26 protein-coding genes are annotated in these 24788 nt (G+C 58.6%); 16 read left to right on the forward strand and 10 right to left on the reverse strand.

The window, feature by feature from the left end; translation table 11 throughout:
- Positions 1 to 237 precede the first annotated feature (237 nt).
- Positions 238 to 1104 carry a MetQ/NlpA family ABC transporter substrate-binding protein gene (locus tag I6L46_RS04365; RefSeq protein WP_234920477.1) on the forward strand — a complete coding sequence of 289 codons (867 nt, stop codon included), beginning with the start codon at positions 238 to 240 and terminating at the stop codon, positions 1102 to 1104.
- 85 nt (positions 1105 to 1189) lie between these two features.
- Here the strand turns inward: I6L46_RS04365 and I6L46_RS04370 are convergent, their stop codons facing one another.
- Positions 1190 to 3040 carry a DUF3413 domain-containing protein gene (locus I6L46_RS04370; protein WP_157160541.1) on the reverse strand — a complete coding sequence of 617 codons (1851 nt, stop codon included), beginning with the start codon at positions 3038 to 3040 and terminating at the stop codon, positions 1190 to 1192.
- Between the two features lie 47 nt (positions 3041 to 3087).
- A complete protein-coding gene (locus I6L46_RS04375) occupies positions 3088 to 3315 on the reverse strand; it encodes a YejL family protein (protein ID WP_005333874.1) in 228 nt (75 codons plus the stop codon).
- 73 nt (positions 3316 to 3388) lie between these two features.
- On the opposite strand from I6L46_RS04375, the gene yejK reads away from it, so the two are divergent.
- The 5 genes from yejK (at position 3389) to I6L46_RS04400 (ending at position 9864) form a co-directional block, all read left to right on the forward strand.
- Positions 3389 to 4438 carry a nucleoid-associated protein YejK gene (gene yejK / locus I6L46_RS04380; protein WP_216977472.1) on the forward strand — a complete coding sequence of 350 codons (1050 nt, stop codon included), beginning with the start codon at positions 3389 to 3391 and terminating at the stop codon, positions 4436 to 4438.
- Between the two features lie 408 nt (positions 4439 to 4846).
- Positions 4847 to 6028 (forward strand): maltose/maltodextrin ABC transporter substrate-binding protein MalE, encoded by a 1182-nt coding sequence (gene malE / locus I6L46_RS04385; RefSeq protein ID WP_005333871.1) that lies wholly within the window; start codon positions 4847 to 4849, stop codon positions 6026 to 6028.
- 75 nt (positions 6029 to 6103) lie between these two features.
- Entirely contained in the window at positions 6104 to 7756 is a 1653-nt protein-coding gene (malF, locus tag I6L46_RS04390; protein ID WP_216977473.1) for a maltose ABC transporter permease MalF, read from the forward strand.
- Between the two features lie 12 nt (positions 7757 to 7768).
- Positions 7769 to 8659: a maltose ABC transporter permease MalG gene (gene malG, locus I6L46_RS04395; protein ID WP_005333868.1), complete on the forward strand. Its 891-nt coding sequence runs from the start codon at positions 7769 to 7771 to the stop codon at positions 8657 to 8659.
- Between the two features lie 68 nt (positions 8660 to 8727).
- The gene (locus I6L46_RS04400; RefSeq protein WP_005333867.1) at positions 8728 to 9864 is read left to right on the forward strand and encodes an ABC transporter ATP-binding protein; all 1137 of its coding nucleotides are present in this window, start codon (positions 8728 to 8730) and stop codon (positions 9862 to 9864) included.
- A gap of 111 nt (positions 9865 to 9975) precedes the next feature.
- On the opposite strand, the gene ppk2 is transcribed toward I6L46_RS04400, so the two are convergent.
- Positions 9976 to 10791, reverse strand: coding sequence for a polyphosphate kinase 2 (ppk2, locus tag I6L46_RS04405; protein WP_005361444.1), 816 nt, complete (start codon positions 10789 to 10791; stop codon positions 9976 to 9978).
- Positions 10792 to 10919: 128 nt separating this feature from the next.
- On the opposite strand from ppk2, the gene I6L46_RS04410 reads away from it, so the two are divergent.
- Positions 10920 to 11720 carry an alpha/beta fold hydrolase gene (locus I6L46_RS04410; RefSeq protein ID WP_151286263.1) on the forward strand — a complete coding sequence of 267 codons (801 nt, stop codon included), beginning with the start codon at positions 10920 to 10922 and terminating at the stop codon, positions 11718 to 11720.
- 111 nt (positions 11721 to 11831) lie between these two features.
- Here the strand turns inward: I6L46_RS04410 and I6L46_RS04415 are convergent, their stop codons facing one another.
- From I6L46_RS04415 to I6L46_RS04425, 3 genes are read right to left on the reverse strand one after another with little or no spacing between them, the layout of a single operon-like run.
- Positions 11832 to 12638, reverse strand: coding sequence for a MipA/OmpV family protein (locus I6L46_RS04415; protein ID WP_216977474.1), 807 nt, complete (start codon positions 12636 to 12638; stop codon positions 11832 to 11834).
- A gap of 35 nt (positions 12639 to 12673) precedes the next feature.
- Positions 12674 to 13744 carry an AI-2E family transporter gene (locus I6L46_RS04420; RefSeq protein WP_216977475.1) on the reverse strand — a complete coding sequence of 357 codons (1071 nt, stop codon included), beginning with the start codon at positions 13742 to 13744 and terminating at the stop codon, positions 12674 to 12676.
- A 25-nt stretch (positions 13745 to 13769) separates the two neighbouring features.
- A complete protein-coding gene (locus I6L46_RS04425) occupies positions 13770 to 14003 on the reverse strand; it encodes a sulfurtransferase TusA family protein (protein ID WP_139405324.1) in 234 nt (77 codons plus the stop codon).
- A gap of 121 nt (positions 14004 to 14124) precedes the next feature.
- Between I6L46_RS04425 and I6L46_RS04430 the strand changes: the two genes are divergently transcribed.
- On the forward strand, positions 14125 to 15579 hold the full coding sequence (locus tag I6L46_RS04430) for a M48 family metalloprotease (protein ID WP_005333848.1): 1455 nt from the start codon (positions 14125 to 14127) through the stop codon (positions 15577 to 15579).
- Positions 15580 to 15669: 90 nt separating this feature from the next.
- Here I6L46_RS04430 and I6L46_RS04435 read toward each other — a convergent pair whose 3' ends face one another.
- Positions 15670 to 16152 (reverse strand): TlpA disulfide reductase family protein, encoded by a 483-nt coding sequence (locus I6L46_RS04435; protein ID WP_216977476.1) that lies wholly within the window; start codon positions 16150 to 16152, stop codon positions 15670 to 15672.
- A gap of 60 nt (positions 16153 to 16212) precedes the next feature.
- Between I6L46_RS04435 and arsC the strand changes: the two genes are divergently transcribed.
- Together arsC and I6L46_RS04445 are read left to right on the forward strand one after the other, a co-directional pair.
- Positions 16213 to 16563: an arsenate reductase (glutaredoxin) gene (arsC, locus tag I6L46_RS04440; RefSeq protein ID WP_203116586.1), complete on the forward strand. Its 351-nt coding sequence runs from the start codon at positions 16213 to 16215 to the stop codon at positions 16561 to 16563.
- Positions 16560 to 16943, forward strand: a complete 384-nt coding sequence (locus I6L46_RS04445) for a DUF2069 domain-containing protein (protein ID WP_107684428.1) — start codon at positions 16560 to 16562, stop codon at positions 16941 to 16943. Before arsC ends, I6L46_RS04445 begins: the two co-directional genes overlap by 4 nt.
- A 56-nt stretch (positions 16944 to 16999) precedes the next feature.
- Here the strand turns inward: I6L46_RS04445 and I6L46_RS04450 are convergent, their stop codons facing one another.
- Together I6L46_RS04450 and I6L46_RS04455 are read right to left on the reverse strand one after the other, a co-directional pair.
- Entirely contained in the window at positions 17000 to 17608 is a 609-nt protein-coding gene (locus tag I6L46_RS04450; protein ID WP_216977477.1) for an ACP phosphodiesterase, read from the reverse strand.
- Between the two features lie 83 nt (positions 17609 to 17691).
- Positions 17692 to 17997 (reverse strand): hypothetical protein, encoded by a 306-nt coding sequence (locus tag I6L46_RS04455; protein WP_216977478.1) that lies wholly within the window; start codon positions 17995 to 17997, stop codon positions 17692 to 17694.
- A gap of 1 nt (position 17998) precedes the next feature.
- Here I6L46_RS04455 and I6L46_RS04460 point away from each other — a divergent pair, with 1 nt between their 5' ends.
- The gene (locus tag I6L46_RS04460) at positions 17999 to 18778 is read left to right on the forward strand and encodes an ABC transporter substrate-binding protein (protein WP_026034932.1); all 780 of its coding nucleotides are present in this window, start codon (positions 17999 to 18001) and stop codon (positions 18776 to 18778) included.
- Positions 18779 to 18844: 66 nt separating this feature from the next.
- Complete coding sequence (gene iadA / locus I6L46_RS04465) at positions 18845 to 19975, forward strand: beta-aspartyl-peptidase (RefSeq protein ID WP_216977479.1); 1131 nt, start codon at positions 18845 to 18847, stop codon at positions 19973 to 19975.
- 103 nt (positions 19976 to 20078) lie between these two features.
- Here the strand turns inward: iadA and I6L46_RS04470 are convergent, their stop codons facing one another.
- Positions 20079 to 20981 (reverse strand): lysine exporter LysO family protein, encoded by a 903-nt coding sequence (locus I6L46_RS04470; protein WP_216978011.1) that lies wholly within the window; start codon positions 20979 to 20981, stop codon positions 20079 to 20081.
- Positions 20982 to 21514: 533 nt separating this feature from the next.
- Between I6L46_RS04470 and I6L46_RS04475 the strand changes: the two genes are divergently transcribed.
- The 4 genes from I6L46_RS04475 to I6L46_RS04490 all read left to right on the forward strand — a co-directional run bounded on the left by I6L46_RS04475 (position 21515) and on the right by I6L46_RS04490 (position 24756).
- Entirely contained in the window at positions 21515 to 22285 is a 771-nt protein-coding gene (locus I6L46_RS04475) for an ABC transporter ATP-binding protein (RefSeq protein WP_005337310.1), read from the forward strand.
- 49 nt (positions 22286 to 22334) lie between these two features.
- Positions 22335 to 23108 carry an ABC transporter substrate-binding protein gene (locus tag I6L46_RS04480; protein ID WP_005337307.1) on the forward strand — a complete coding sequence of 258 codons (774 nt, stop codon included), beginning with the start codon at positions 22335 to 22337 and terminating at the stop codon, positions 23106 to 23108.
- A 211-nt stretch (positions 23109 to 23319) separates the two neighbouring features.
- Positions 23320 to 24060, forward strand: coding sequence for an ABC transporter permease (locus I6L46_RS04485; protein WP_005352911.1), 741 nt, complete (start codon positions 23320 to 23322; stop codon positions 24058 to 24060).
- Positions 24061 to 24063: 3 nt separating this feature from the next.
- Positions 24064 to 24756: an ABC transporter permease gene (locus tag I6L46_RS04490; protein ID WP_005337302.1), complete on the forward strand. Its 693-nt coding sequence runs from the start codon at positions 24064 to 24066 to the stop codon at positions 24754 to 24756.
- The last annotated feature ends 32 nt before the right edge of the window (positions 24757 to 24788 follow it).

A 24788-nucleotide genomic window follows, 5' to 3' on the forward strand; every position in this document is an offset into this window, starting at 1 on the left:
TGAACGTGAGTGGCATGGTTGTGTGTGCCAACGTGAGAGCAGCTATGCATTCGGGGGTGACAGCAAGGGTGATGAAGTGGGGCCAGCGGTTTATTGCTTGGCGGCAGTGGATGGCTCTGTTATGGTAACTAAAATAGCCGTTTGGATGGCTAGATTGCTGCGGTTTGAGGGGCCTAATCTCTGAGAACCACTCCGCCGCAGTCCCATAGCTTGATGCGTACCTGACAGGGAGTCCCTATGCCGTTTCGTTCCTTCTTATCTTCTCCTTTGACTGCTTCCTTGCGCGCCACTGCTGGCGCCAGCACCTTTATTGCCGCGATAGCGGTCGGGAGCCTCTCTTTTTCCGCGGTTGCCGCCGATGAGCCCTTGCCGACCAAACAGGAGATTGTGATTGGTACCACCGTGGGGGATTTTGCCGACATGGTGACCGACTCCATCAAGCCGCAGCTGGAGGCCAAGGGGTACAAGGTCAAGCTGGTGGAGTTCACCGACTATGTGACCCCCAATATTGCTCTGGCTGACGGATCACTGGATGTGAACTGCTTCCAGCACAAACCCTATCTGGAGAGTTTTGCCAAAGATCGCGGCTTGTCGCTGGCGCCCATTACCCAGGTGCCAACCGGTCCGATGGGACTCTATTCCGGCAAGCTGGCAGCACTCGACAAGGTGAAAGAGGGGAGCACGGTGGCCATCCCCAACGATCCCACCAATCAGGCGCGGGCGCTGTTGATGCTGCAGGATCTTGGTTGGCTCACTCTCAAGGAGGGGATAAACCCGCTCAAGGCGAGCGAGTTTGATGTGGTGAACAATCCGCACAATCTCAAGCTGGTGTTGCTGGAAGCCGCGCAGTTGCCCCGCTCGCGCGAGGATGTGGACTTCTCGGTGATCAACGGTAATTTTGCCGCTTCCAGCGGAATCCCGTTCAGTGAAGGACTGTTTCTGGAGCGCAGCTACGATTTTATCAACTGGGTGGTGGTGAAAAGCGCAGATGCGGAGCAGCCGTTTGCCAAAGATGTGGCGGCGGCCTACAACTCGGCGGCTTTCAAAGCCTATGCAGCCAAGCGTTTCGTCGGCTACAAGTACCCGCAAGGGTGGGGTGGCTAACAGTCGTGAACGTGGCCCGGCAATACAACGAAAAACGCCCCGAATTCGGGGCGTTTTTTATGGTATCAAGCCATCAACGGGCGCTTCACTGGTTGCGATAGAAGCGGTTCAGCTCGTTCATCACCTGGATCATGGCGCCCATATCCGGGGTGCCGTGCTTGATCGGGCGATAGCTGTTGCGTTCCAGCAGTTCGAAGTCACCCTGCTTGTTGAAGTGGGTGATGGTGTCCCCTTCATAGATGGCGAAGTCGTTCTGATCCCCGGCCAGCAGCCAGTTGCGCGGGCTGGTATCAAACAGCGAGCGGCCAACGCTGTAATCGCGCGCCGGATTACGCACGCCCAGCATCCCCTGCATCAGGGTCGGCGCCAGATCGAAATGGCTGCTCGGTTGTTCCCGAACGTCACTGCCGCGCCCCGGCCAGGCCAGTACCAGAGGTACCTGCACCTGATAGAGTGAGTAGTTGCTGCCTGCGCCCCAGCTGTTGCTGCGGGTGTCGTTGAACTCCTGGCCGTGGTTGGAGGTGATGACGACGATGGTGTTGCTGTCCATCCCCTGCGACTGCAATTTGGTCAGCATCTGCTCAAGCAACTGGTCGGTATAGAAGACCGAGTTCTTGTAGCGGTTCTCCAGTTTTTGCAGGTTCTCCGCCCGATAGGCGGTCGCCGGATTGAAGTTGGCTAGCTCCGGTTGGAACGGCCCCTTCATGGTGGCGGGCAACTGGTAGTCGCCGGGACTCGAGAGATAGACCAGCGAGAACCAGGGGCGCTCGGGAGAGCGCTTCTCCAGCCACTGTTGCCAGTCGGTCAGCAGCTTGCCATCGTCACTCTGCTCGGAGACAAACACCTGTTTGCGCAGACCGGCGAGGATGCTCTTGCGATACTTCTGGGCATCTTCCATCGCGCCGAACAGCCCGAACTGGTAATCCTGGCGCAGCATCTCGTCGAACAGCACCGGCGGACGCTTGTCGCTGCTGATGTCCTTGTAGTAGTGACCGGGCAACCCGTAGAAGAGGCTGAACATCCCCATCAGGTCGTCGTTGCCGCCACTCAGGTGATTGCGGAACGTCAGATGCTGATCCGCATAGCGCTGCAGATTGGGCATGTTGATGTTGTTGAGCATGTCAAAGCGCAGCGAATCGACCACCACAATCAGCAGATTGTTGTGAGTCAGGGGGGCGTTAACGTTGAGCGGGCGCAGCGGATAGTGCATCCGGCTGTCGCTGTTATCCCCCTGGGAGGCCGCCTGCTTCTCGTACTGATCCAGATCCAGCCAGCCATGTTTGGCCAAGAAGGAGCGGGCCGTCATGGGGTAGGAGAGGGGGAAGTTGGCTCTCTGCATGGTGATGGGCTGATAGAGGGTCGCATCCGCCCAGCTGTTGACCACGTGGGTCAGAATAAAGCAGATCAGCAGGGCCAGCCCCACCTGATTGCCGTACTGGCGGCGCTTGCGCTTGTTGATCTTGCGCCAGACATAGGCCGACAGCAGCAGTTGCAGCAGGAAGATGGTGGGCACGGCAACGAAGATGATGCTCCAGATTGAGCCCTCTTCGGTCTGCGCCTGATCCAGCAGCAACTGCCATACCTGACTGTTGAGGTGGAACTTGAACAGCCGGAATACCTGGGTGTCGATCAGCAGCAGCACCAGCGCCAGGGTAGCGATGATGGCCGAGATGAACCGCAACGACTTCTCCTTGGGCAGCACGAAGCTGAGCGGGAAGATCGTCAACAGGTAGGTGACAAAACTCAGAAACGAGAAGTGGCCAATCCAGCTTACAACGAGATAGATCACGCCAAGCGTGGTCGATGGCCAGCTGATGGCACCCAGATAACGGGTGGCGATGAGCATGGCCAGAATAATGTTGAAGAAGGAGAACCAATGCCCCCAGGTGATCAGGCGAGAGACATTATCACGATAGGGGTTACCGGTTTCGACCATAGTGATCCATCTGCGTTGAGAAACGTCAAATCAACAGAGTCGGGGACTCAGTGTGCGTCGTGGCGATTATCGACCGATGCGGTCAGGGCCTGGACAAACTTTTCAGTGATGGCCTGGCGCTGGGCCGGTGCCATACCGTTGATGATATTGGTGGTCAGATTGCCAAGCACCATAAGGCTGAGATCCACCGGCGCTTTATGCTTTTCCAGCGCGGTGATCAGGTCGTTCATCAGGGCGTCAAATTGCTCGTTATTGTACTTTGATACGATAGGCATAATCTTCAGTTCATCTCGGTTCAAAGCGCCTTATAATACTTCACCCTTTCGGCTAACACTATGGCTTTGTGACATGAGTCTCGATATCGACAAGATCATTCTTCACTCCTTGCGCCAGGGCGGCGATGGTCAACCCCACGCCGATACCCGCAGCCAGACCCTGCCCCCTGATGAGGCGGTACAGGGACTGATGGCGGAACTGCATCGGATCTACAACGGCAAGGGCGGCAAGGGCTTTGGCTTCTTTGCCGACCCCGAGGCCGCCGTCGCCGAGCCGGCCGACGGTGAAGAGGCTCCCAAGCAGCCTTCACCCGCGTTTCGTATCGCCCTCGAACAGCTGCTCGCCGAGCAGACCGAATTCGTTCCCTTCTCGGTCACTGTGACCCAGATGCTGGTCAAGCAGCTGGTGGAGCACGCCCTCGATGAGCAGGGGGTGCTGCTGTTTGCAAAATATAACTACGTCGGGGTCGATTATCTGCTGATTGCCCTGCTGGAGGGCAAGGAGAGCGTCACCGTCAGCGAAGCGCTGGAATTGCGCCATATCCAGTATCTGGATATCGGCAAACTCAATCTGGTGGCCCGCATTGATTTGACCGAATGGAAAACCCAACCTGATTCGCGCCGCTATATCACCTTCAGCAAGGGGCGCATTGGTCGCAAACTGGGCGACTTCTTTATGGATCTGCTGGGTGCCCGCGAGGGCATGGATGCCAAGGTACAAAATAAAGGCTTGCTGCAGGCGGTCGAAGATTATTGCGACAGTCGTCAGCTCGAACCGACCGAGCGCAATGACTATAAAAAGCAGGTCTTCAAATATTGCACCGAACAGGCGAGTGCCGGTGAAGAGATCGAAATCAAGGAGCTGTCTGCAGAATTGCCTGGCGACGGTGACCTCGATTTTTACAGCTTTATCGGTCAGGAGTATGAGCTGGAAGAGCGTTTCCCGGCGGATCGCTCTACCCTGCGTGGTTTGACCAAGTTTGTTGGCTCCGGCGGCGGTCTGACTCTGAGCTTTGAGCAGAAGCTGTTGAACAGCCGGATCTTTTACGACCCTCAGACCGACACCCTGACCATCAAGGGTGTGCCGCCCAATCTTAAGGATCAGCTGCTGCGCCAGTCGTAGTCATGCTCCCGAGTGTGATCAACTCGTCATTTCTGGCAAAAAGAGACTCCGCCCCAGCGGGGTCTCTTTTTTTATTGCGCCAGGGCAGACCTCGAAACTGGCGCGGTACTTTGTTAACAAATCAAACAAAATAAACCATCTGAAAGGGTTTTCATTGAGGTGAAAACCCTTTCACTCATGAAATTTTATTTCATTTTGGTAATTATTATTCTGTGATTGTCTGGAATTAAGCCGATAAATGGCCGTAATTCCCTGAAATAAGAAAATGTTTTCAAAACTTTCTGGAAGGAAATACGTAATTGCATTTCAAAAATGCGAGTTGCGTCATGTGAGCCGTTTGCCGCTTGGGATAATATTCATCTCGCACACAATGCTCTTACAGCGCGGAACTAATACAAGGAAAGGCTCATGAAAAAGAAATTGCTGTCATCCCTGATCGGTCTGGCCACTCTTGGCGTCGCTTGCTCTGCTACTGCTGCCATCGATGAAGGCCAGCTGACCATCTGGATCAACGGTGACAAGGGATACAACGGTCTGGCTGAAGTGGGTAAGAAGTTTGAAGCAGAAACCGGCATCAAGGTTACTGTGGCTCACCCGGATCAGGTTGAAGTGAAATTCCAGCAAGCCGCCGCCACTGGCAACGGCCCGGACATCTTCTTCTGGGCTCACGACCGTTACGGTGAGTGGGTCAAAGCCGGTTTGCTGGTTCCGGTAACGCCGAACGCTGCCACCAAAGGCAAATTTGAACAGCTGGCATGGGATGCCATGACTGTTGATGGCAAAACCTATGGCTACCCGGTTGCCATGGAAGCAGTCAGCCTGATTTATAACAAGGACCTGCTGCCCGAGCCGCCGAAAACCTTCGAAGAGATCGCCAAGATTGACGAGACTCTGAAGAAAAACGGCAAGCGCGCCATCATGTGGGCTTATGACACCCCGTACTTCAGCTATCCGCTGGTGGCTGCCAACGGTGGTTACGCCTTCAAGAAAACCGCTACCGGTTATGACGTCAAAGATACCGGCGTGAACAACGCAGGTGCCAAGATGGGCGTGGGCTACATCTCCGAGATGATCAAGTCCGGTCACCTGGAAAAAGGCATCGACTACGGTGTGATGGACGCCAAGTTCAACAAGGGCGAAGTGGCCATGATGATCAACGGTCCCTGGGCCTGGAGCAACCTGGACAAGAGCGGCATCAAGTACGGCGTAGCGCCGCTGCCGACCCTGAACGGCAAGCCGGCCAAAGCCTTCGTTGGCGTACTGGGTGCCACCATCAACGCCGCCAGCCCGAACAAGGATCTGGCTATCGAGTTCCTGGAAAACTACCTGCTGACCGATGCCGGTCTGGCGCCGGTTAACGCCGACAAGCCGCTGGGTGCCGTTGCGCTGAAATCCTTCCAGAAGACCCTGGAATCCGATCCGCACATCAAGGCCACCATGCTGAACGCCCAGGCTGGCGAGCCGATGCCATCCGTTCCCGAGATGAGCCGTTTCTGGTCTTCCTTCGAAACTGCCCTCAAGAACGTGACCTCCGGTCGTCAGGGTGTTGACGAAGCTCTGGATACCGCTGCCAAGCGTATCGTTCAGTAAGCACGCACTACCCGGGAGGCCGTCATGGCCTCCCACTCTCTCAAATCTCTCTTGGCGTTATAAAGGTTAATTGGCATGGAAGTAGTACCTTCTGTTGAGTCCTATGCCGGTCCGAAGGATAAGCACACCTGGCTTAAGTGGACCATAGCGGCCCTGGTTGCCATCCTCAACGGCTACGCAGCCGTGATGATGTACGCCAGTGGCGAGTGGGTATTCGCGCTGCTGGATCTGGTGGTGGTTTCCGTCGGTCTGTATGTCTTCATGAACAAGAAGACCTATGCCCATCGCTACATCTTTCCGGGTGTTGCGGGCATGGTTGTGTTTATCATCTTCCCTCTTGCCTACACCATTGGCATTGCCTTCACCAACTATTCGGGGTCCAACTTGCTCTCCGTGGAGCAGGCGCGGGACTACCACCTGAAGAAAACCTACAAGGTGGCGGGCGGTGAATTCGATTTTACCCTGCTGGGTGGCGACAACGGCCAGTTCCAGCTGCTGCTGACACAGGATGATCAATCCTTTATCAGCCAACCTGTTTCCCTGATGACCAACAAGGCCCGTGAGCTGGCGTCCCGCGAGGGCCGTGTGCAGAACACCCAGCAAGTGGTCGAGCTGCAGCCCTTCACCGGCGAAGCGGCCAGCAAGGCCGCACCGATCCGCGCCATTGTTGAGCATCGCACTCATCTGAGTGACCTTGATCTGGTACTGCCGGATGGCGGTACCCACCTGACCCTGAGCAGCCTGCGCAAGTTTGCCGCCCAGAAGCAGCACTACACCCGTCTGATGGATGGTGCCGTGCTCAAGTCCGGCGTGGTGATCAAAGACAGCAACCTGCTGCGTGATACCCAGAATGGCGAGCTGATGCTGCCCAATGGCGAGACCGGCTTTTATCAGTACATCGACGAACAGGGTCAGTTTGTCGGCAAGGGTATTGCTCCGGGCTTTGTGGTGAGCGTCGGTTGGAAGAACTTCGCGCGCATCGTCACCGATCCGGGCATCCAGTCACCCTTCCTGCAGATCTTCATCTGGACCGTGATCTTCTCAACCTGCTCCGTCGCTTTCACCTTGGCTATCGGCATGGTGCTGGCCTGTCTGGTGCAGTGGGAAGAGCTCAAGGGGCGCGGTTTCTATCGGGTCATGTTGATCCTGCCCTATGCGATCCCGGCGTTTATCTCCATCCTGGTGTTCAAGGGGTTGTTCAACCAGAACTTCGGTGAGATCAACATGTTCCTGGAAGCGGCGTTTGGCATCAAGCCGGACTGGTATACCAGCCCCTTCCTGGCCAAGGTGATGATCCTGATTGTCAACACCTGGCTCGGCTACCCCTACATGATGATCCTCTGCATGGGCCTGCTCAAAGCCATTCCGGAAGATCTCTATGAAGCGTCCGCCATGGACGGTGCCGGTCCGGTACAGAACTTCTTCAAGATCACCGTGCCGCTGCTGATGAAGCCGCTGACACCCCTGTTGATTGCCTCGTTCGCTTTCAACTTCAACAACTTCGTGCTTATTCAGTTGTTGACCAACGGTGCGCCCGACATCATCGGCGCCAGCACCCCGGCCGGTACCACCGACTTGCTGGTGAGTTATACCTACCGGATTGCGTTCCAGGGATCGGGTGGTCAGGACTACGGTCTGGCCAGTGCCATCGCCACAGCTATCTTCCTCATCGTGGGTGCGCTGGCGCTGCTCAACCTGAAATTGTCCAAAGCCGACAAGCAGCTGTAAGGAGGCTTCAACATGGCAATCGTACAACCCAAATCAGTCAAATACCGGGTGTGGGCAACCCACCTGGTCATGTGGGGCTTCCTGGCGCTGATCATCTTCCCGTTGATCATGGTTATCGCCATCTCGTTCCGTAACGGTAACTTCGCGGTAGGGGAGATCATCCCCTCCAATCCGACGCTGGATCACTGGAAGCTGGCGCTGGGCATGTCCATCACCAACGCCGACGGCAGCATCACGCCGCCGCCGTTCCCGGTGCTGACCTGGTTGTGGAACTCCATCAAGATCGCCGGCATCACTGCCCTGATGATCGTGACGCTCTCCACCACCTGTGCTTACGCCTTTGCCCGCCTGCGTTTTCGTGGCAAGTCCACCATCCTGCAGGGTATGCTGATTTTCCAGATGTTCCCGGCAGTGCTGGCACTGGTAGCCATCTACGCGCTCTTTAACAAGATTGGTGACTATATTCCCTGGCTGGGTCTCAACACCCACGGTGGCCTGATCCTAGCGTACATGGGGGGGATTGCCCTGCACGTCTGGACCATCAAGGGCTACTTCGAGACCATCGACTCCTCTCTGGAGGAGGCGGCGGCCATCGACGGGGCGACCCCGTGGCAGGCATTCCGTCTGATCCTGTTGCCTCTGTCGGTGCCCATCCTGGCGGTAGTGTTTATTCTGGCCTTTATCGGTTCCATTACCGAGGTGCCCATGGCCTCCATCCTGCTGCAGGATGTGAACAATCTGACCCTGGCGGTCGGGGCCCAGCAGTACCTCTATCCGCAGAACTATCTGTGGGGTGATTTCGCGGCGGCCGCAGTGCTCTCCGGTTTCCCCATCACTGTGGTGTTCCTGCTGGCACAGCGCTGGTTGGTTGGCGGTCTGACTGCTGGTGGTGTGAAAGGTTAAGTTTATGGCCGGGGGAGCTGACTCCCCCCGCTATCACGATTTGCAAAGATTCAAGAGCGGAGCTCGTCATGGCTGAAGTAGTACTCAACAACGTTCGCAAAAATTACGATCCGGCTGTTCACAAGGACACCCTGCGCAACATCAACCTCTCCATCAAGGAAGGGGAGTTCATTGTCTTCGTCGGCCCGTCCGGCTGTGGCAAATCCACCCTGCTGCGGATGATCGCGGGTCTGGAAGACATCACCAGCGGTGAGCTGACCATCGGCGGTCGCTACATGAACGATGTGCCGCCGGTAGAGCGCAACGTCGGCATGGTGTTCCAGTCCTACGCCCTCTATCCCCACATGAACATCTACGAGAACATGGCCTTTGGTCTGAAGCTCAAGAAGATGGACAAAGAGAATATCCACAAGCGGGTGATGCGCGCCGCCGAGATCCTGGGTCTTGAGCCGCTGCTCGACAGAAAGCCCAAGGCGCTCTCCGGTGGTCAGCGTCAGCGTGTCGCCATCGGTCGCTCCATCGTGCAGCAGCCGCAGGTGTTCCTGTTTGACGAGCCGCTCTCCAACCTGGATGCCGCGCTGCGGGTCAAGATGCGGATCGAGATCGCCAAGCTGCACAAGGAGCTTAACTCCACCATCATCTACGTGACCCACGATCAGGTGGAAGCGATGACTCTGGCCGACAAGATTGTTGTGCTGAGCCCGCTCAAGGCCGAAGCTGCCACCAACCTGGAACAGTTCGGTTCACCGCTGGATCTCTACCACAACCCGGACAACAAGTTCGTGGCGGGCTTTATCGGCTCTCCCAAGATGAACTTCCTGGCGGGCGAGTTGCTGGAGATTGGCGAGCAGGAGTGCCTGGTCAAGTTGACCTCTGGCGATACCGTGCGTGCCCGGGTCGATGCCCGCAGTGGCGCTGTGGGTGACAAGGTGGAGCTGGGCATTCGCCCCGAGCACCTGATGCCGCTGGATCACCCCCATGCACACAGCAAGGTGAGCGGGATCGTGCAGGTGGCCGAGCACCTGGGTGCCGAGTCCTTCGTTTATATGGATGTGGATGGTCACGACTTTACCGTCAAGGCCACCTCGGATGTGGATGTGGCGACCGGTCAAACCTACAGCGTGGGTATCCCGGCCGAAGCCTGCTACCTGTTCGATGCCAAGGAGCAGGCGTTCCCCCGTACTGCCAAATATATCCGTACCTGATTTTTGTTGTGCCGGTTTTCCTTTCTTAATAATCAATGCCTTTTTGCCGGTCGTCAGACCGGCTTTTTATTGCCTGCGATTTGAACATGCAGATAGGCAAGGTAACCCGGTTCAAGCCTCGAGTTCGGCGGTAATATCGGGCACAAAGGTCTGGCTGGCCAGCGGCGGGCGCTCATACCCTTCGGTCTTGATGGGGGGGAGCTTGATAGGCTCGTAGTGGATCGCCTCGTAGGGCACCTTGCTCAGCAGATGTGCAATGCAGTTGAGGCGAGCACGGCGTTTGTCGTCCGCCTCCACCACGAACCAGGGGCAATCCTCGGTGTCGGTGTAGGTGAACATGTCATCCTTGGCGCGGGAGTACTCCACCCAGCGCGAGCGGGACTGCAAATCCATCGGGCTGAACTTCCAGCGCTTGATGGGCGTATTTATCCGCTCCTTGAAGCGCTTCTCCTGCTCCTCGTCGCTGACCGAGAACCAGTATTTGATCAAGGTGATGCCGGAGCGGATCAGCATCCGCTCAAACTCGGGGCAGGCGCGCAGAAACTCGCGATACTCGGCGTCGCTGCAAAATCCCATCACTCGCTCGACTCCGGCCCGGTTGTACCAGGATCGGTCAAACAGCACCATCTCGCCAGCGGCGGGCAGGTGGGCCACATAACGCTGAAAGTACCACTGGGAGCGCTCCCGATCGGAGGGGGCGGGCAGCGCCGTGACCCGGCAGACCCGGGGGTTGAGCGGTTCGGTGATCGCCTTGATGACGCCCCCTTTACCGGCGGCGTCCCGTCCTTCGAACAGTACCACTACCTTTAACCCCTCCTGCTTGACCCACTCCTGCAGCTTGACCAGCTCCTCCTGCAGATGGGCAAGGTGGTGCTCGTAGCACTTCTTGTCCAGACGTGGCCGCTTCTTGCTCTTCTCCTTCGCCATGGGCTTCTCCTTTTGGCATCCTTTCATGGGTGACTTCTTTGAGTCACTGCCAGCTTGCACCAGGGAGGCGTCACCTGCCAAGGGGGACGTGATACACTGCCCGCCCATCGCTGGCAACAGGAGATAACATGAAGCATTTTATGGAGATAGCGGGCCGCCGGATGGCCTATCTGGATGAAGGGCAAGGGCCGGTACTGCTGTTTGGCCACAGCTATCTGTGGGACAGCGCCATGTGGGCGCCGCAAATCGAGGCGCTCAAGGGCAGCTATCGCTGCATCGTTCCCGAGCTGTGGGGCCACGGTGATTCTGATCTGCTCCCCGAAGGTGGCTGCACCCTGGCAACCCTGGCGCGGGATCACCTGGCGCTGCTCGATGCCCTCGGCATTGAGGAGTTCGTGTTGGTGGGCCTCTCCATCGGTGGCATGTGGGGTGTGGAGCTGGCGCGCATGGTGCCAAACCGCCTTAAGGGTCTGGTGCTGATGGATAGTTTTGTCGGCCTCGAGCCGCAGATCACTTGCGAGCGCTACCTTGGCATGTTGGCGATGATCGAGCAGCTCGGCACCGTGCCGGCGCCCATCATCGAACAGGTGGCGCCGATCTTCTTTGCCAACCAGCCCGATGCCGACTTGCTGGCCGATTTCAAGGCGCGTCTGGCCGCTTGGCCAAACGAGAAGATTGCCGCCATGGTGGCGGTGGGCCGCAGCTTTGTGACCCGCGAAGATCGTATCGAGTGGCTGGAGGAGATCACCACTCCCGCACTGGTGATGACCGGCTGCGAAGACAAGGCCCGTCCGGTGCTGGAGGGCTATCTGATGGCCGAGGTGCTGGGTTGCCCGTTCAAGGAGATCCCGATGGCTGGCCACATCTCGTCGCTGGAAAATCCGGCCTTCGTCAATCAGCAGCTGACCGAGTTTCTGGCGGCGCTGTAAGCCTGAATTGGTGGCCTGAGTAGGCTGTACTACCAGCCTGATGGTCGTGAAAAAGGGAGCCGAGGGCTCCCTTTTGTTTGGTCGTGTATCACGGTTCAAGACTCATAACTGTTACCAGATATAGCCCAGCGCAAAACCCGCATAGAGCTCGCCATCGTGCTGGACGATGGGGCTGTTTTTGATGTCCCGATCATACCATTCGTAGTTCATGGCAAACATGCCAATCCAGTTGGGGCTGAAGCGGTAGCTGGTGATGAGGGCCGCCATCGGGGATAGGGTGGTACCGGTATCCCAAGCGGGCCGCTGGGCAGTCGCCTCGCTCTCGGAGATGCCGCCGAAGTAGTAGTTGGCCATCTTGTCGCTGCGCAGCATCAGCCCCATCCCCGGCATGATCAGCAGGTTGTCACGCAGGATGGGGAAATCGGCCCACAGCAGCAGCTCCTGTCCCTTGCTGCGGCCGGTGACATCGCTGTTGGCACGCACGGTCAGCAGGGCGTAGGGGGTGATGATGTTGCCACCGATCCCGCCTTCCAGCTGCCATTTTCGCTGCTCCATGCCAGTAAAGGCCGGAGAGTCCTCGGGATCCAGATTGCCAAAACGGACCCGGCCATAGCCGTAGAGGGCCACGTTCTCATCCTTGTGGAAGTAGTAGCGGGCTCGATCCCCCAGAAACATGAACTGGTCGCCAAAATAGATAAAGCCGGGGATGGCGTAGAGGCTGTTATCTTGTGCTTCATAACGGGCCTGCCCCCCGATGAGCGCCGCTCCGGCGACAAAGCCCTGTGGCACCGGGCTGGTAGGGTTGTCGCTGGTGAGCAGGTCCATGGCGCCAAGATCGATATCGGCACGCGCTGGCATGGCGGCAGCGAGGAGCAGGGCCGTCAGCCCTGCCGCTCTGATTTGACGAAAAAAGGTCATGGACACTCCGTTGTCACGATTGCAGGGGAAGCAGGTTATTTTGCGGCACTGGGCATCTCTTCACGTTTTGGCCAGGCATTGATCACCGCCTTGACCAGGGTGGCGAGGGGAATGGCGAAGAAGACTCCCCAGAATCCCCACAAGCCGCCGAAGACCAGCACGGCGATGATGATGGCCACCGGATGGAGGTTGACCGCTTCCGAGAAAAGCACCGGCACCAGCAGGTTGCCATCGAGGGCCTGAATGACCAGATAGGCCACCATCAGCCAGGCGAATTCGGGGGTGAGCCCCCACTGGAACAGGGCCACCATGGCTACCGGAACCGTCACCACGGCGGCGCCGATATAAGGGATCAGCACCGAGAAGCCGACCGCGACCGCCAGCAGCACCGAGTAGCGCAGTCCCATCAGGGCGAAGGGAACATAGGTGGCGATGCCGACGATGAGGATCTCGATCACCTTGCCGCGGATGTAGTTGATGATCTGGTTGTTCATCTCGACCCACACCCGGTTGACCAGGGTGCGGTTGCGCGGCAGGAAGCGGCGCAGGCTGCCCATCAGTACCCGCTTGTCTTTGAGCATAAAGAAGACCATCAGCGGTACCAGAATGAGGTAGATCATGATGGCAACCACGTTGACCAGCGAGCTGAGGGAGGCGCTCACCAGATGCTCGCCGCCACTGAGGATACGCTGGCGAATATTATCGATGACGGTCTCCACCAGACTGACGTCGATGAGCTCGGGGTAGCGGTCGGGCAGGGTGCGCACATAATCCTGAGCGTGGGTCAGCATGGCGGGCGCCTCTTTGGCCAGATTGATCCCCTGACTCACCAGCGTCGGGATAAGACCCAGCAAGGAGGCCACAGCCACCGCAATAAAGAGGATCAGGATGACGCTGGTGGCCAGGGTGCGCGACAGCCCCGCTTTTTGCAGCCGGGCGACCGGCCACTCCAGCAGGTAGGCCATTACCAGCGCCACCAGCAGGGGAGCCAGCAGGTCGCCAAACAGCCATAGCACCGCAAAGCCAAACACCAGCAACAGGAACAGGGTAACGGCATCGGGATCGGAAAAACGGGTCTGATACCAGCGCTTCAATACTTCTAACATGACTGCATCCTTACATCACTGGGGCTCAAGATGGTTGCTTCGCCCCGACAACCAACTGCAAAGAGAGGGTATTGTCCGGTTGTTGCTGCATCTCGACATGGTGGCCCTGACGGTGCAGATAGGCCGGAATATCCTGCCGGGAGCCCGCATCGGCCAGCCGGATGGTGACGGTTTGACCGCTTTGGGCCTTCCTTAACCAGAGCTTGAGCCGGATCAGCGGCTCGGGGCAACGCCAGGGGGTCAGGTCGAGAATTTCCATGGGGGCTCCATCAGGCAGGTGGCCGCTATTATGGCCGTGATAAGAGCATGAAACAACGCTTGTAGCCCTTGATGGGCAAGGGTATTCTGCCGAGGCCCTTTCTGATGGAGATAGAGATAACGTGGCACGTTTTTCCCCCCTGATGGCATCGCTTCCCCTGCTGGCTTCCCTGATGGGCGCCACGTTTCATGCCGAGGCCAACAATCAGCTTCCCGACATCGGCACGGCCGGGGTGGCGGCCCTGCCCATCGAGCAGGAAGTGCGTTACGGCAACGCTTTTATGCGCTTTGCCCGTGCGGGTCTGCCGATCATCGATGATCCGGTGCTGAGCCAGTACATTGATGATCTGGGTCAGCGATTGCTGACCAACGCCGATGGGGTGCGTTTCCCGTTTACCTTCTTCCTCATCAATGATCCCAGCATCAACGCGGCCGCCTTCCTCGGCGGGCGAGTCAAGGTGCACACTGGCCTCTTCCTCTACGCCGACAGCGAGAGCGAGCTGGCCTCGGTACTGGCCCACGAAATCACCCACGTGACCCAGCGCCACATCGCCCGTTATATGGAGGCGCAGGCGAGCAGCTCGGCGGTGACCCTGGCCGGTCTGGTGGGCTCCATCGCGCTGGCGGTGATCAACCCGACTGCCGGTATCGCTGCGTTGCAGACTACGCTGGGTCTCTCCATGCAGTCGGCCATCAACTACACCCGCGACAACGAATATGAAGCGGATCGCATCGGCATGAAGACTCTTTATGATGCCGGTTTCGACCCCATGGGGATGGCCAACTTCTTCCAGAAACTGGCTGCCGAGTACCGTTACGCCAGCAAGCCGCCGGAAATGCTGCTCACTCACCCGCTGCCGGAGACCCGGATCAGCGAGGCCCGCGCCCGAGCAGGCAGCTATGGCCGCCGCGACTTGCCGCCCAGCCTCGACTTCTGGCTGGCCAAGGTGCGGATTCAGGTGCGTTTTGGTACCGATACCCCGCAGGGGCTGCTGAGCTACTTCGATAGCCGGATCCAGAAGGGGGATTACCCGCTCAAGGATGCCGCCATCTATGGCAAGGCGCTGGCGCTGATCCAGCTCAAGCGTACCGACGAGGCTGATACCCTGATGCAGGAGCTGGCGGCCCGTCATCCGGAAGATCTCTTTATCGTCGATGCCCAGACCGACATCGATCTGGCCAAGGGGCGCAGTGCCCAGGCCATCGCGCGCCTCGAGAAGTTCCGCAGCCGGATGCCGGATAACGAAGTGGTGGTAGTCAACCTCGGCAACGCCTACCTCGAGAGCGGCAACTACAAGAAGTCCATCGCCATCCTCGACCCCTATGCCCGTGCCCATGAGGAGAACAATCTGGCCTGGAACCTGCTGGCCGATGCCTATCGCAAGGCGGGCAGAATGACCGAGCTGCATATGGCGCGGGCCGAGATGCTCGCACTGCGCGGGGATTATCAGGCGGCTATCGACGAGCTGATCGTGGCACGCGGTACCACCAGCGATCGGATGACCCTGGCTCGTCTGGAGGCGCGCATCACCGAGCTGGAGCGGGCCAAGAAGGATCTCGACAGCCTCAAGGGCTAACGAAACCTATCAAACAAGGGCGCACTATGGTGCGCCCTTGTTGTTTATGGCGGTGGCGTTGATGTGGGGGACGGTGATAGCAGCGATGGGCTAGTGACTCATGCCGCTGGCGGTCGCCTTGAGCATCTCGATCTGCTGCTGGTCGAGCTCGCCGACCAGCGTCTGCTTGAGCTTGCCCTCGCTATCGAGCAGATAGCTGGTGGGCAGGCCGCTTGGGCGAGGGAAGGGGAGCCTGGCATCTTCATTGGCAATAAGGAGGGGCACCTTGATGTGATACTGCGCAGCCAGCTTGTCCAGCTCTGCTGGCGTGGTCGGGTCGTAGTTGATGGCCACCACTGTGATCTGGCCTTCTGCCGCCAGCGCGTTGAGGCGCGGCATCTCCCGCAGGCAGGGGGCGCACCAGGGGGCGAAGTAGTTGACCAGCAGCGGCTTGCCGGCAAAGTGGCGCAGGCTGACCGACTGCCCTGTTGCATCGGTAAATTCGGGGGCGGGTGTGCAGGCGCCCAGCAGGCCCGCCACAATCAGCCAACAAATTCGTTTCAATTCCTTTCCACTGCCGCTTACCCTGACCATCACTTTCCCCTACAATAGCGCCGTTTCTAGTCCCATCTTGCGATTAATCAGGGAGTTACCATGAGCGAGACCCAAATCTACCATAATCCGCGCTGCTCCAAGAGTCGCGAAACCCTGGCCCTGCTGGAACAGCACGGGATCGCCCCTGATGTGGTGCTCTATCTGGAGCAGGCCCCGAGCGAAGATGAGATCCGCAACCTGCTCTCTCTGCTCGGCTTTAACGATCCCCGCCAGCTGATGCGCACCAAGGAAGATCTTTACAAGGAGCTGGGCCTCGGCGAAGTGAATGGCGACGACCTTATTCGTGCCATGCACCAGCATCCCAAGCTTATCGAGCGCCCCATCGTCATCAAGAACGGTCAGGCCCGTATTGGTCGCCCGCCGGAGCAGGTGCTGGAGATCCTCCAGTGAGCACCCGCTTCGCACGTTGGCTGACTTTGGTCGGCTTCTTCGGCCTGCTGGGCTGGGTCATCCTCTGGCATCTGTGGCTGTCACCCCATCCGGACCTCAACCCCTGGCTGCTGCCGGTGATCTGGACGGTGCCGCTGCTCTTTCCTCTCAAGGGGATAGTGCAGGGCAACCCCTACACCCACGCCTGGGGCAACTTCGTGTTGATGCCCTATTTCCTGCACGCCCTCACCCTGATCACCACGGATGAGGGGGAGCGGTGGCTGGCGGTGGTGGAGCTGCTGTTCACCACTCTCGCCTTTGTCGGCACCATCTATTACGCCCGACTGCGTGGTCGGGAGCTGGGCTTAAGCATTCGCAAGAAGAAAGATGAAGCCAACTGATGACAAACGCCCCGCAAGGGGCGTTTTTTATGGGGAAGCTGCTTTATCCAGAGGGATCACTGTGCCCCTTGGGCTGCCCGATATTGGGCCAGCTGCTGCTGGCTAAAGTCCATCAGCTGGGGATAGAAGCGCAGAAATCCCGCCTCGCATGTTTGCCACTGCGACTTATCGAGGGTCAGCAGCGCCTCTCCCAGTTGTACCGGGCGGCGCAGTCGGCGACCTATGCCATTTAGCGCTTGCCCCAGCCCCTCCCTGTGGCGGTAGGAGGCGATCCAGTTCTGCTCGGCCATCCGCTTGAGGGGGAGTGGCAGTCCGTCCGGCAGGCGTGGGTGATCCGCCAATAGCTGCTCATAACCGTGTTGCAGGAAGCGGGGCAGGGGCTCGGTGCTGAACAGTCCCCAGTGCAGGCTCAGCCAGTGGTCGTAGATCATATCCACCACTATGCCGCCAAAGCGGCGCCAGGGGGCCTCGAAACAGGCGACGGCCGCCTTGTGCTCGGGGTGGCTGTCGGTGAAAGCGTCAATTTTGCGGTGTAGCCAGATCCCCTCATCGAAGTGGGCGGCAAGCCCCGTGGGCAGCGTGCCTTTGACGAAATCGCCGAGCAGATTGCCGGTGAGGGAGCTTCGGGTGTGGGCAGCCAGATGGAGATGGGCCAGAAAATTCATCGGTCGCTGTGGGTCTGTTATGGGATGGCAAGGTGCTTCGAGCCTAACGGATCCCGCCTGCCTTGACCATGATCGGGATTTTGCTACTGCCTGGCGGCTGCCTCTTGCCGGGCAAAATTCGGGCGTGCTAAGGTGATTGCCATCTTTGTCACAGGACGCGACAAACCACCATGATGCGCAAAGCCAGAGGCTTTTTTCTGGCCTTCTACTTCAAGCTTTTCTATCTCTCCGAGTGGTTCGACGAATAGATCGAACCCCTGGAGCAGTTCACTGACGCCCGCTCGGGCGTGATCTCGCTCATCCAGATTTTGCCGCTTTTGGTCATCGCATGCATTCGCCTGCGGTGCCTTGTCCGCGCCTGTGCGCTTTTTATGTAATGGAGTACTCAAGATGAAGATCAGACTGACCCTCTCAGCCCTGTTTGTTGCCAGCCTGCTGGCCACCCCCGCCATGGCCAAGGAGTGGAAAACCGTGCGTTTCGGGGTGGAGGGGGCCTACCCGCCCTTCTCCTGGACCGATGCGTCGGGCGAGATCAAGGGGTTTGATATCGATCTCGCCAACGCCCTGTGTCAGCAGATGGCGGTCAAGTGCGAGCTGGTGGCGCAGGATTGGGACGGCATGATCCCAGCCCTGCTGTCGCGCAAATACGATGCCATCATCGCCGCCATGTCGATCACCGACGAGCGGCGCCAGAAGGTCGACTTCACCGAGAAATATGCCCATATTCCCAATCGCTTTGTGGCGGCCAAGGGGACCGAGCTGACGCTGACCCCGGAAGGCATGGCGGGCAAGCGCATCGGGGTGCAGCGTGCCACCACCCACGACAAGTACCTGACCGACAATTTTGGCTCGAATGTCACCATAGTCCGTTACGGCAATGCCGATGAGGCCTATCTCGATCTGAAAGCGGGTCGGGTGCTGGCCCTGCTGGCCGATGCCTCTGCCATTGAGCAGGGGCTGCTTGGCAAAGAGGGGGGCGACAAGTTCGACTATGTGGGGCCTGCCCTGACCGATCGTCAGTGGTTTGGAGATGGCATGGGGATCGCCGTGCGCAAGAGCGATAAGGAGCTCAAGGGCAAGCTGGACGAGGCGATCAAGGCCCTGCGTGCCAATGGCACCTATCAGCAGATCAACCAGAAGTACTTCAAGTACGATATATATGGTGGTTGACGGGGGGAGGGAGCTTGCTCCCTCTCTTTTCATTGGACAAGCGACAATCGTGCAAGGAGGATCGCCATGTTGACCCTGATCGAGGGAGCCGAGATCTTCAGCCCCACCCACCTTGGCCAGCAGGATCTGCTGGTGACCGATGGCCGTATCGCCTGGATGGGCAAGGGGTTGACGGTGCCCGCAAACTGGCCGCTGCACAGGGTCGATGGTCGTGGCCGCTATCTGGTGCCCGGACTGGTGGATCCGCTGGCCCATATCACCGGCGGCGGCGGTGAGGGGGGCTTTGCCTTTCGCACCCCGGAGCTGGCGGCGAGCGAGGCGCTCAGGGCCGGCGTCACTACCCTGGTGGCGGCGCTTGGCACCGACAGCCTGACCCGCACTCCCGCGCAGGTGCTCGGCAAGGTGCGCGAGTTTCGCGCCGCCGGGGTGAGCGCTTTTATGTATACCGGCTCTTACCATCTGCCGGTCAAGACCCTGACCGGCACGGTGGAGTCGGACATCATCCTGATCCCCGAGGTATTGGGGGTGGGGGAGGTGGCCATCAGTGACCACAGATCCAGTGCGCCGACCCACGACGAGCTGGCCAGGCTTGCCAGCGAGGCGCGGGTGGCCGGGCTGCTTGCGGGCAAGAGCGGGATCAGCTTCTTCCACGTCGGGGATGGCAAGGGGGCATTGGCGCCCCTGCGGGCCCTGCGCGATGAGACCGACATTCCGCTGCGCCAGCTCTATCCCACTCACTGCAACCGCAACCCCTGGCTCTTTGCCGAGGCCGTCGAGTGGGGCAAGGCGGGAGGCTGGGTAGATCTCACCACCTCGAGCTTTCCCGATCTGCTGGAGGATGGCGAGCGGCTTGCCGCCGATGCACTCGTCGAGCTGTTGGCCGCCAGTGTGCCTGCCGAGTGCATCACCTTTAGTTCGGATGCCAACGCCAGCCTGCCGCGCTTTGATGGCGAAGGGCGCCTAATCGAGATGCGCTGCGGTCAGATTGCCAGCCTGTGGCAGCAGTGCGTGCGCGCGACCCAACTCGGTGTCTCGCTGGAGAGGGCATTGGCCGCGGTGACGAGCAATCCGGCGCAGGCGCTGGGACTCGGCAGCAAGGGGCGTATCGGGGTCGGGCAGGATGCGGATCTGCTGCTGGTGCACGACCGGACGTTTGCTATCGAAAGGGTGATGAGCGGCGGCCTGTGGCGCGAATAAGGCTGCGGGCAATATCGCAGCCAGTGCGAGTGTGTGGTTGCTCCAAACAGCCAAAGCCCGACAACAAGGTCGGGCTTTTTTATCTGCAATGTGGGAATCAGGCTTAGATCGCCAGAAATCCGAGGATCAGGATGGGGCCGAGCAGGCTCAGGATAAAGCCGGAGACAATGGCCACCGGCACCACCTGAATGCCCCCTGATTTCTGGATAACCGGCAGGGTGAAGTCCAGCGCCGTGGCGCCGCCGTAACCGATGGCCGCCGAGGGGTGGCGTCGCATCAGGATCGGGATGATCAGTATGGCGATAAGCTCGCGCCCAAGATCGTTGATAAAGGCAGCAGAACCGAGCACCGGCCCCAGTTTGTCGGCCACCAGAATGCCGGAGAGCGAATACCAGCCGAAGCTCGAGCTCATCGCCAGACCATGGGCAAAGGGCATGCCCAGCAACTGGGCCGCCAGCAGGCTGCCCAGCCAGCTGCTGAGGATGACGGTGGCGGCTATCTTCATCCCCCAGGGATTGAGCAGGATCTGGCGCAGCCGCATGCCGGAGTTGCGCATCTGCACCCCGATGAGAAACAGCAGCAGCATCAGGGCCCACTCGCTCCACTTGTCGATGGGCAGTGCGCGCAGATCCACCAGCAACCCGAGCAGCACACCGCCAAGCACCACAAAGCAGAGCTGCAGGGATTCCCACAACAGGTGTAGCTTGCTCGGCATCTTGGTATCACTCGCCTCGCGGGTCGGCGGCGTGCGCTTGTCGAGCCACCAGAGGGCCAGCAGGTTGCAGAGCGTGATCGCGGTGAGCATCACCCCGGCGACCTTGAAGATCACCGCCAGATTGCTGCTCAGGTTCTCCACATAGGCAAGCCCGAGCCCCATCAGAAACAGAATGAGGTAGACCATCTTGCCCAGACTCTGGTTGACCAGCTTGATCAGCCGGGCAGAGGAGAGGGGAATCAGATAGCCGATTGCCAGTGGCAACAGGATCAGCAACACATTGAGCAGCATCGAGGCCTCGATCACAAAAACTGATAAAAACACCACCTTATCATTACTTATTGGCTCTGTGTCACATATCTATCGCTTTCATGGCCGAAAACAGCCCTTTTGGGGGCGGATTGTTACTTTTTTGCCACAACCTCTCTGCTTGATAAGGTTCTGTGCGAGCCCGAGTGCACCAATGAAATCAAGTCGATCCGATCGGGGGGCCGATATTTCGCTCGGCAAGGGGGTGCATAAAGCCATTTTGGTGCCGGTTTGGCACACATCACGCTTTTCTCTTGCCACTGATATGATTGGGGTATAAAAAGGCGGTATCGGAATAGCCATTGAAACGGCTGTTTATGCAAACAAAGTGCTGAAAAATACGCAAAGAGCGATTAAAAATAGAGCGAATCCCCTGAAGACCCTCGTTCTGTATTGTTTTTTCACTATCCGGGTGATATTTTCGCTGAAGGTTGCCATCGGTTAACTTTTTGTTAAATGAACGATGGTTGAGTCACGCCCCCTGCGGCGTCTAGGGACAGACAAGGTTGTAATGGATGAGCGACGTTGCCGCACTGGAAGTACGTGATCTGCACAAATATTTTGGCACCCACGAAGTGCTCAAGGGCATCGACATGACCGCCCACAAGGGGGATGTGATCTCCCTTATCGGCTCCTCCGGCTCGGGGAAGTCGACCTTTCTTCGCTGTATCAATCTGCTCGAAACCCCCTCATCCGGCACCGTCTCGCTCCATGGCGAGCTGATCCGGATGAAAACCAGCCGCGCCGGCGAGCGGTTGCCCGAGGATATGCGTCAGGTGGAGCGGATCCGCAGCCGGCTGGCCATGGTGTTTCAAAGTTTCAATCTCTGGTCACACATGACCATCATGCAGAACATCATCGAAGTGCCAATCCAGGTGCTCAAGGTGCCTCGCGCCGAAGCACTGGCCAAGGCAGAGCAACTGCTCAACCGGGTTGGACTCTGGGAGCGGCGCGACTACTATCCCGGCCACCTCTCCGGTGGTCAGCAGCAGCGGGCCGCCATTGCCCGTGCGCTGGCGGTAGAGCCCGAGGTGATGTTGTTCGATGAACCCACCTCGGCGCTGGATCCCGAGCTGGTGGGGGAGGTGCTCGGCCTGATGCGCGAGCTGGCCGAAGAGGGGCGTACCATGCTGGTGGTGACCCACGAGATGTCGTTTGCCCGGGATGTATCGAACAAGGTGATGTTTCTGCATCAGGGGCGGGTGGAAGAGGAGGGCAACCCCAAGGAGATTTTCGCCCATCCCAAATCCGAGCGGTTCAAGCAATTCATCTCCTCCATCTACTGATGGCGGGATGCCTGGTTACCCAATCAACTGTTTTATCAAGGAGAGATACATGAACAAGCTGATGCTGGCGACAGCCGTAGTTACTGCCCTTGCGTCCGGTAGCCTGATGGCCAAGGAGTGGAAAGAGGTCCGGATCGGGGTTGAGGGTGCCTATCCCCCCTTCTCCTGGACCGAGCCCAGTGGCGAGGTGAAAGGTTTTGATATCGACATCGCCAACGCCCTGTGCGAAGAGATGAAAGTGAAGTGCACCCTGGTCAAGCAGGACTGGGACGGCATCATTCCGGCGCTGTTGTCGCGCAAGTTTGACGCCATCATCGCTACCATGGACATCACCGAAGAGCGCAAGAAGAAGGTGGACTTCACCCAGAAGTACCAGCACATTCCGGCCCGCTTCGCCGCCAAGAAGGGCACTGACGTGCAGCTCGACAAAGCCTTTATGGAAGGTAAGTCCGTCGCGGTGCAGCGTGCGACCTCCATGGATACCTTTATTACCGACAACTTCCCCAATGCCACCATCAAGCGTTACGGCACCGCCGATGAAGCCTATCTCGATCTGAAATCCGGTCGTGTGGACTATGTGCTGGCCGACTCTGCCGCCATCACCGACGGTCTGCTGAAGAAAGAGGGGGGTGATGCCTTCGAATTCGTCGGCCCGAAACTGACCGATCCCAAGTGGTTTGGCGAGGGTGCCGGTATTGCGGTGCGCAAGGCTGACAAGGATCTGAAAGAGAAATTCAACGCCGCCATTCTGGCGCTGCGTGCCAACGGCAAGTACAAGGAAATCAACGACAAGTACTTCGAGTTCGACGTTTACGGAGAGTAAAACAAAGAGACGTTTACGGCGAGTAAGTCCAAAAACGTCTACGGCAAGTAACGACAGGTTGATCCCGTCAGTAGTCATCGGGCCCGTCACCTCCCTGAGGGAGTTTACGGGCCCGCATTGATTGCAATGGAACTGCACATATTTCATTCGGACTGCTATGGAGCCTTCTGGTTAGCAGGTGCGTGAAGATTCAGTGGCGATGGAGCTGCATATGTTTGATTTGAAAGGATACGAAGCCTCGCTGCTGGAGGGCGCCTGGGTCACCCTGGAAGTGGCGCTGGCCTCCCTGCTGCTGGCGTTGCTGCTGGGGATGCTGGGGGCGCTGGCCAAACTCTCTCCCTACAAGTGGGCCCGGGCCATCGCCACCGGCTACACCACCATTATTCGCGGTATCCCCGATCTGGTGCTGATGATGCTGCTCTTCTTTGGCGGCCAGGTGCTGATCAACGGCATCTGCACCTGGGTCAACGAGACTTACAATAGCTGGTTACTGGAGAGCAATCCCAATCAGGAGTGGGTCTCCCTGCTCCCGGACTATATCGACATCAGCCCCTTTGTGGCCGGGGTCGCGACCATCGGTTTTATCTTCGGCGCCTACATGACCGAGACCTTTCGCGGCGCCATTCTGGCGGTGGACAAAGGTGAGCTGGAGGCAGCACGGGCCTTTGGCATGCGGGCAACCCAGGTGTTTGTCCGGATCCTCTTCCCCCAGATGATGCGCCACGCTCTGCCCGGGTTTGGCAACAACTGGCTGGTGCTGCTGAAAACCACCGCGCTGGTCTCCATCATCGGCCTCGATGACATGGTGCGCAAAGCCTCGCTGGCGGCGGGCTCGACCCAGCAACCCTTCACCTTCTACATGGCGGTGGCGCTGATCTTCCTGATCTTCACCGCAGTCTCCACCTCGGCGCTCAAGTGGGCCGAGCGTCACTATGCCATCAAAACGAGGTAAGCCATGGATTTCTCAATCATTCTCAAAGAGTGGCCCACCTATTGGGAGGGGCTCTATACCACCGTCTGGCTGGTGGCCCTCTCTCTGATCCTTGGGTTGATGCTGGCGGTACCCATGGGCATCCTGCGCAATAGCCGCAACTGGCTGATCAAGGGGCCAATCTGGGCCTATATCTACTTCTTTCGCGGCACCCCGCTGCTGGTGCAGCTCTTTATCATCTACTACGGCGCCGCCCAGTGGGAGTGGCTGAAGAACAGTGCCGCCTGGTCGCTCTTCTCCGAGGCCTGGTTCTGTGCGCTGCTGGCCTTCACCCTCAATACCGCCGCCTATACCGCCGAGATCGTGCGCGGGGCGGTACACAATATGCCGCGCGGCCAGATTGAGGCTGCCAACGCCTTTGGCATGACCCGCTGGCAGACCCTGACCCGGATCATTTTGCCCAACTCGTTTCGTCGGGCACTGCCGGCTTACAGCAACGAGGTGATCTTCATGCTGCAGGGGTCGGCGGTGGCGGGCATCATCACCATCGTCGATCTGACCGGCGCGGCGCGGATCATCAACTCTCGCTACTACAGTCCGTTCGAGGCGTTTTTGACCGCAGGGCTGCTCTATATGCTGCTCACCTTTGTCATCGTCTGGCTGTTCAAGAAGTGGGAAGCGCGCTGGCACGCTCACCTGCGCCCGCGCAATGTGTAAGGGTTGAGCTGCCAAGATGAGCGAAAATGGCC

The sequence above is a fragment of the Aeromonas sp. FDAARGOS 1416 genome (genome assembly GCF_019048085.1).
GTDB lineage: Bacteria > Pseudomonadota > Gammaproteobacteria > Enterobacterales > Aeromonadaceae > Aeromonas > Aeromonas veronii.

Coding starts and splice junctions, on each gene's coding strand:
- I6L46_RS04365 (WP_234920477.1), top strand. CDS start 238: ATGCCGTTTCGTTCCTTCTTATCTTCTCCTTTGACTGCTTCCTTGCGC.
- I6L46_RS04370 (WP_157160541.1), bottom strand. CDS start 3,040: ATGGTCGAAACCGGTAACCCCTATCGTGATAATGTCTCTCGCCTGATC.
- I6L46_RS04375 (WP_005333874.1), bottom strand. CDS start 3,315: ATGCCTATCGTATCAAAGTACAATAACGAGCAATTTGACGCCCTGATG.
- yejK (WP_216977472.1), top strand. CDS start 3,389: ATGAGTCTCGATATCGACAAGATCATTCTTCACTCCTTGCGCCAGGGC.
- malE (WP_005333871.1), top strand. CDS start 4,847: ATGAAAAAGAAATTGCTGTCATCCCTGATCGGTCTGGCCACTCTTGGC.
- malF (WP_216977473.1), top strand. CDS start 6,104: ATGGAAGTAGTACCTTCTGTTGAGTCCTATGCCGGTCCGAAGGATAAG.
- malG (WP_005333868.1), top strand. CDS start 7,769: ATGGCAATCGTACAACCCAAATCAGTCAAATACCGGGTGTGGGCAACC.
- I6L46_RS04400 (WP_005333867.1), top strand. CDS start 8,728: ATGGCTGAAGTAGTACTCAACAACGTTCGCAAAAATTACGATCCGGCT.
- ppk2 (WP_005361444.1), bottom strand. CDS start 10,791: ATGGCGAAGGAGAAGAGCAAGAAGCGGCCACGTCTGGACAAGAAGTGC.
- I6L46_RS04410 (WP_151286263.1), top strand. CDS start 10,920: ATGAAGCATTTTATGGAGATAGCGGGCCGCCGGATGGCCTATCTGGAT.
- I6L46_RS04415 (WP_216977474.1), bottom strand. CDS start 12,638: ATGACCTTTTTTCGTCAAATCAGAGCGGCAGGGCTGACGGCCCTGCTC.
- I6L46_RS04420 (WP_216977475.1), bottom strand. CDS start 13,744: ATGTTAGAAGTATTGAAGCGCTGGTATCAGACCCGTTTTTCCGATCCC.
- I6L46_RS04425 (WP_139405324.1), bottom strand. CDS start 14,003: ATGGAAATTCTCGACCTGACCCCCTGGCGTTGCCCCGAGCCGCTGATC.
- I6L46_RS04435 (WP_216977476.1), bottom strand. CDS start 16,152: ATGGTCAGGGTAAGCGGCAGTGGAAAGGAATTGAAACGAATTTGTTGG.
- arsC (WP_203116586.1), top strand. CDS start 16,213: ATGAGCGAGACCCAAATCTACCATAATCCGCGCTGCTCCAAGAGTCGC.
- I6L46_RS04450 (WP_216977477.1), bottom strand. CDS start 17,608: ATGAATTTTCTGGCCCATCTCCATCTGGCTGCCCACACCCGAAGCTCC.
- I6L46_RS04460 (WP_026034932.1), top strand. CDS start 17,999: ATGAAGATCAGACTGACCCTCTCAGCCCTGTTTGTTGCCAGCCTGCTG.
- iadA (WP_216977479.1), top strand. CDS start 18,845: ATGTTGACCCTGATCGAGGGAGCCGAGATCTTCAGCCCCACCCACCTT.
- I6L46_RS04470 (WP_216978011.1), bottom strand. CDS start 20,981: ATGCTGCTCAATGTGTTGCTGATCCTGTTGCCACTGGCAATCGGCTAT.
- I6L46_RS04475 (WP_005337310.1), top strand. CDS start 21,515: ATGAGCGACGTTGCCGCACTGGAAGTACGTGATCTGCACAAATATTTT.
- I6L46_RS04480 (WP_005337307.1), top strand. CDS start 22,335: ATGAACAAGCTGATGCTGGCGACAGCCGTAGTTACTGCCCTTGCGTCC.
- I6L46_RS04485 (WP_005352911.1), top strand. CDS start 23,320: ATGTTTGATTTGAAAGGATACGAAGCCTCGCTGCTGGAGGGCGCCTGG.
- I6L46_RS04490 (WP_005337302.1), top strand. CDS start 24,064: ATGGATTTCTCAATCATTCTCAAAGAGTGGCCCACCTATTGGGAGGGG.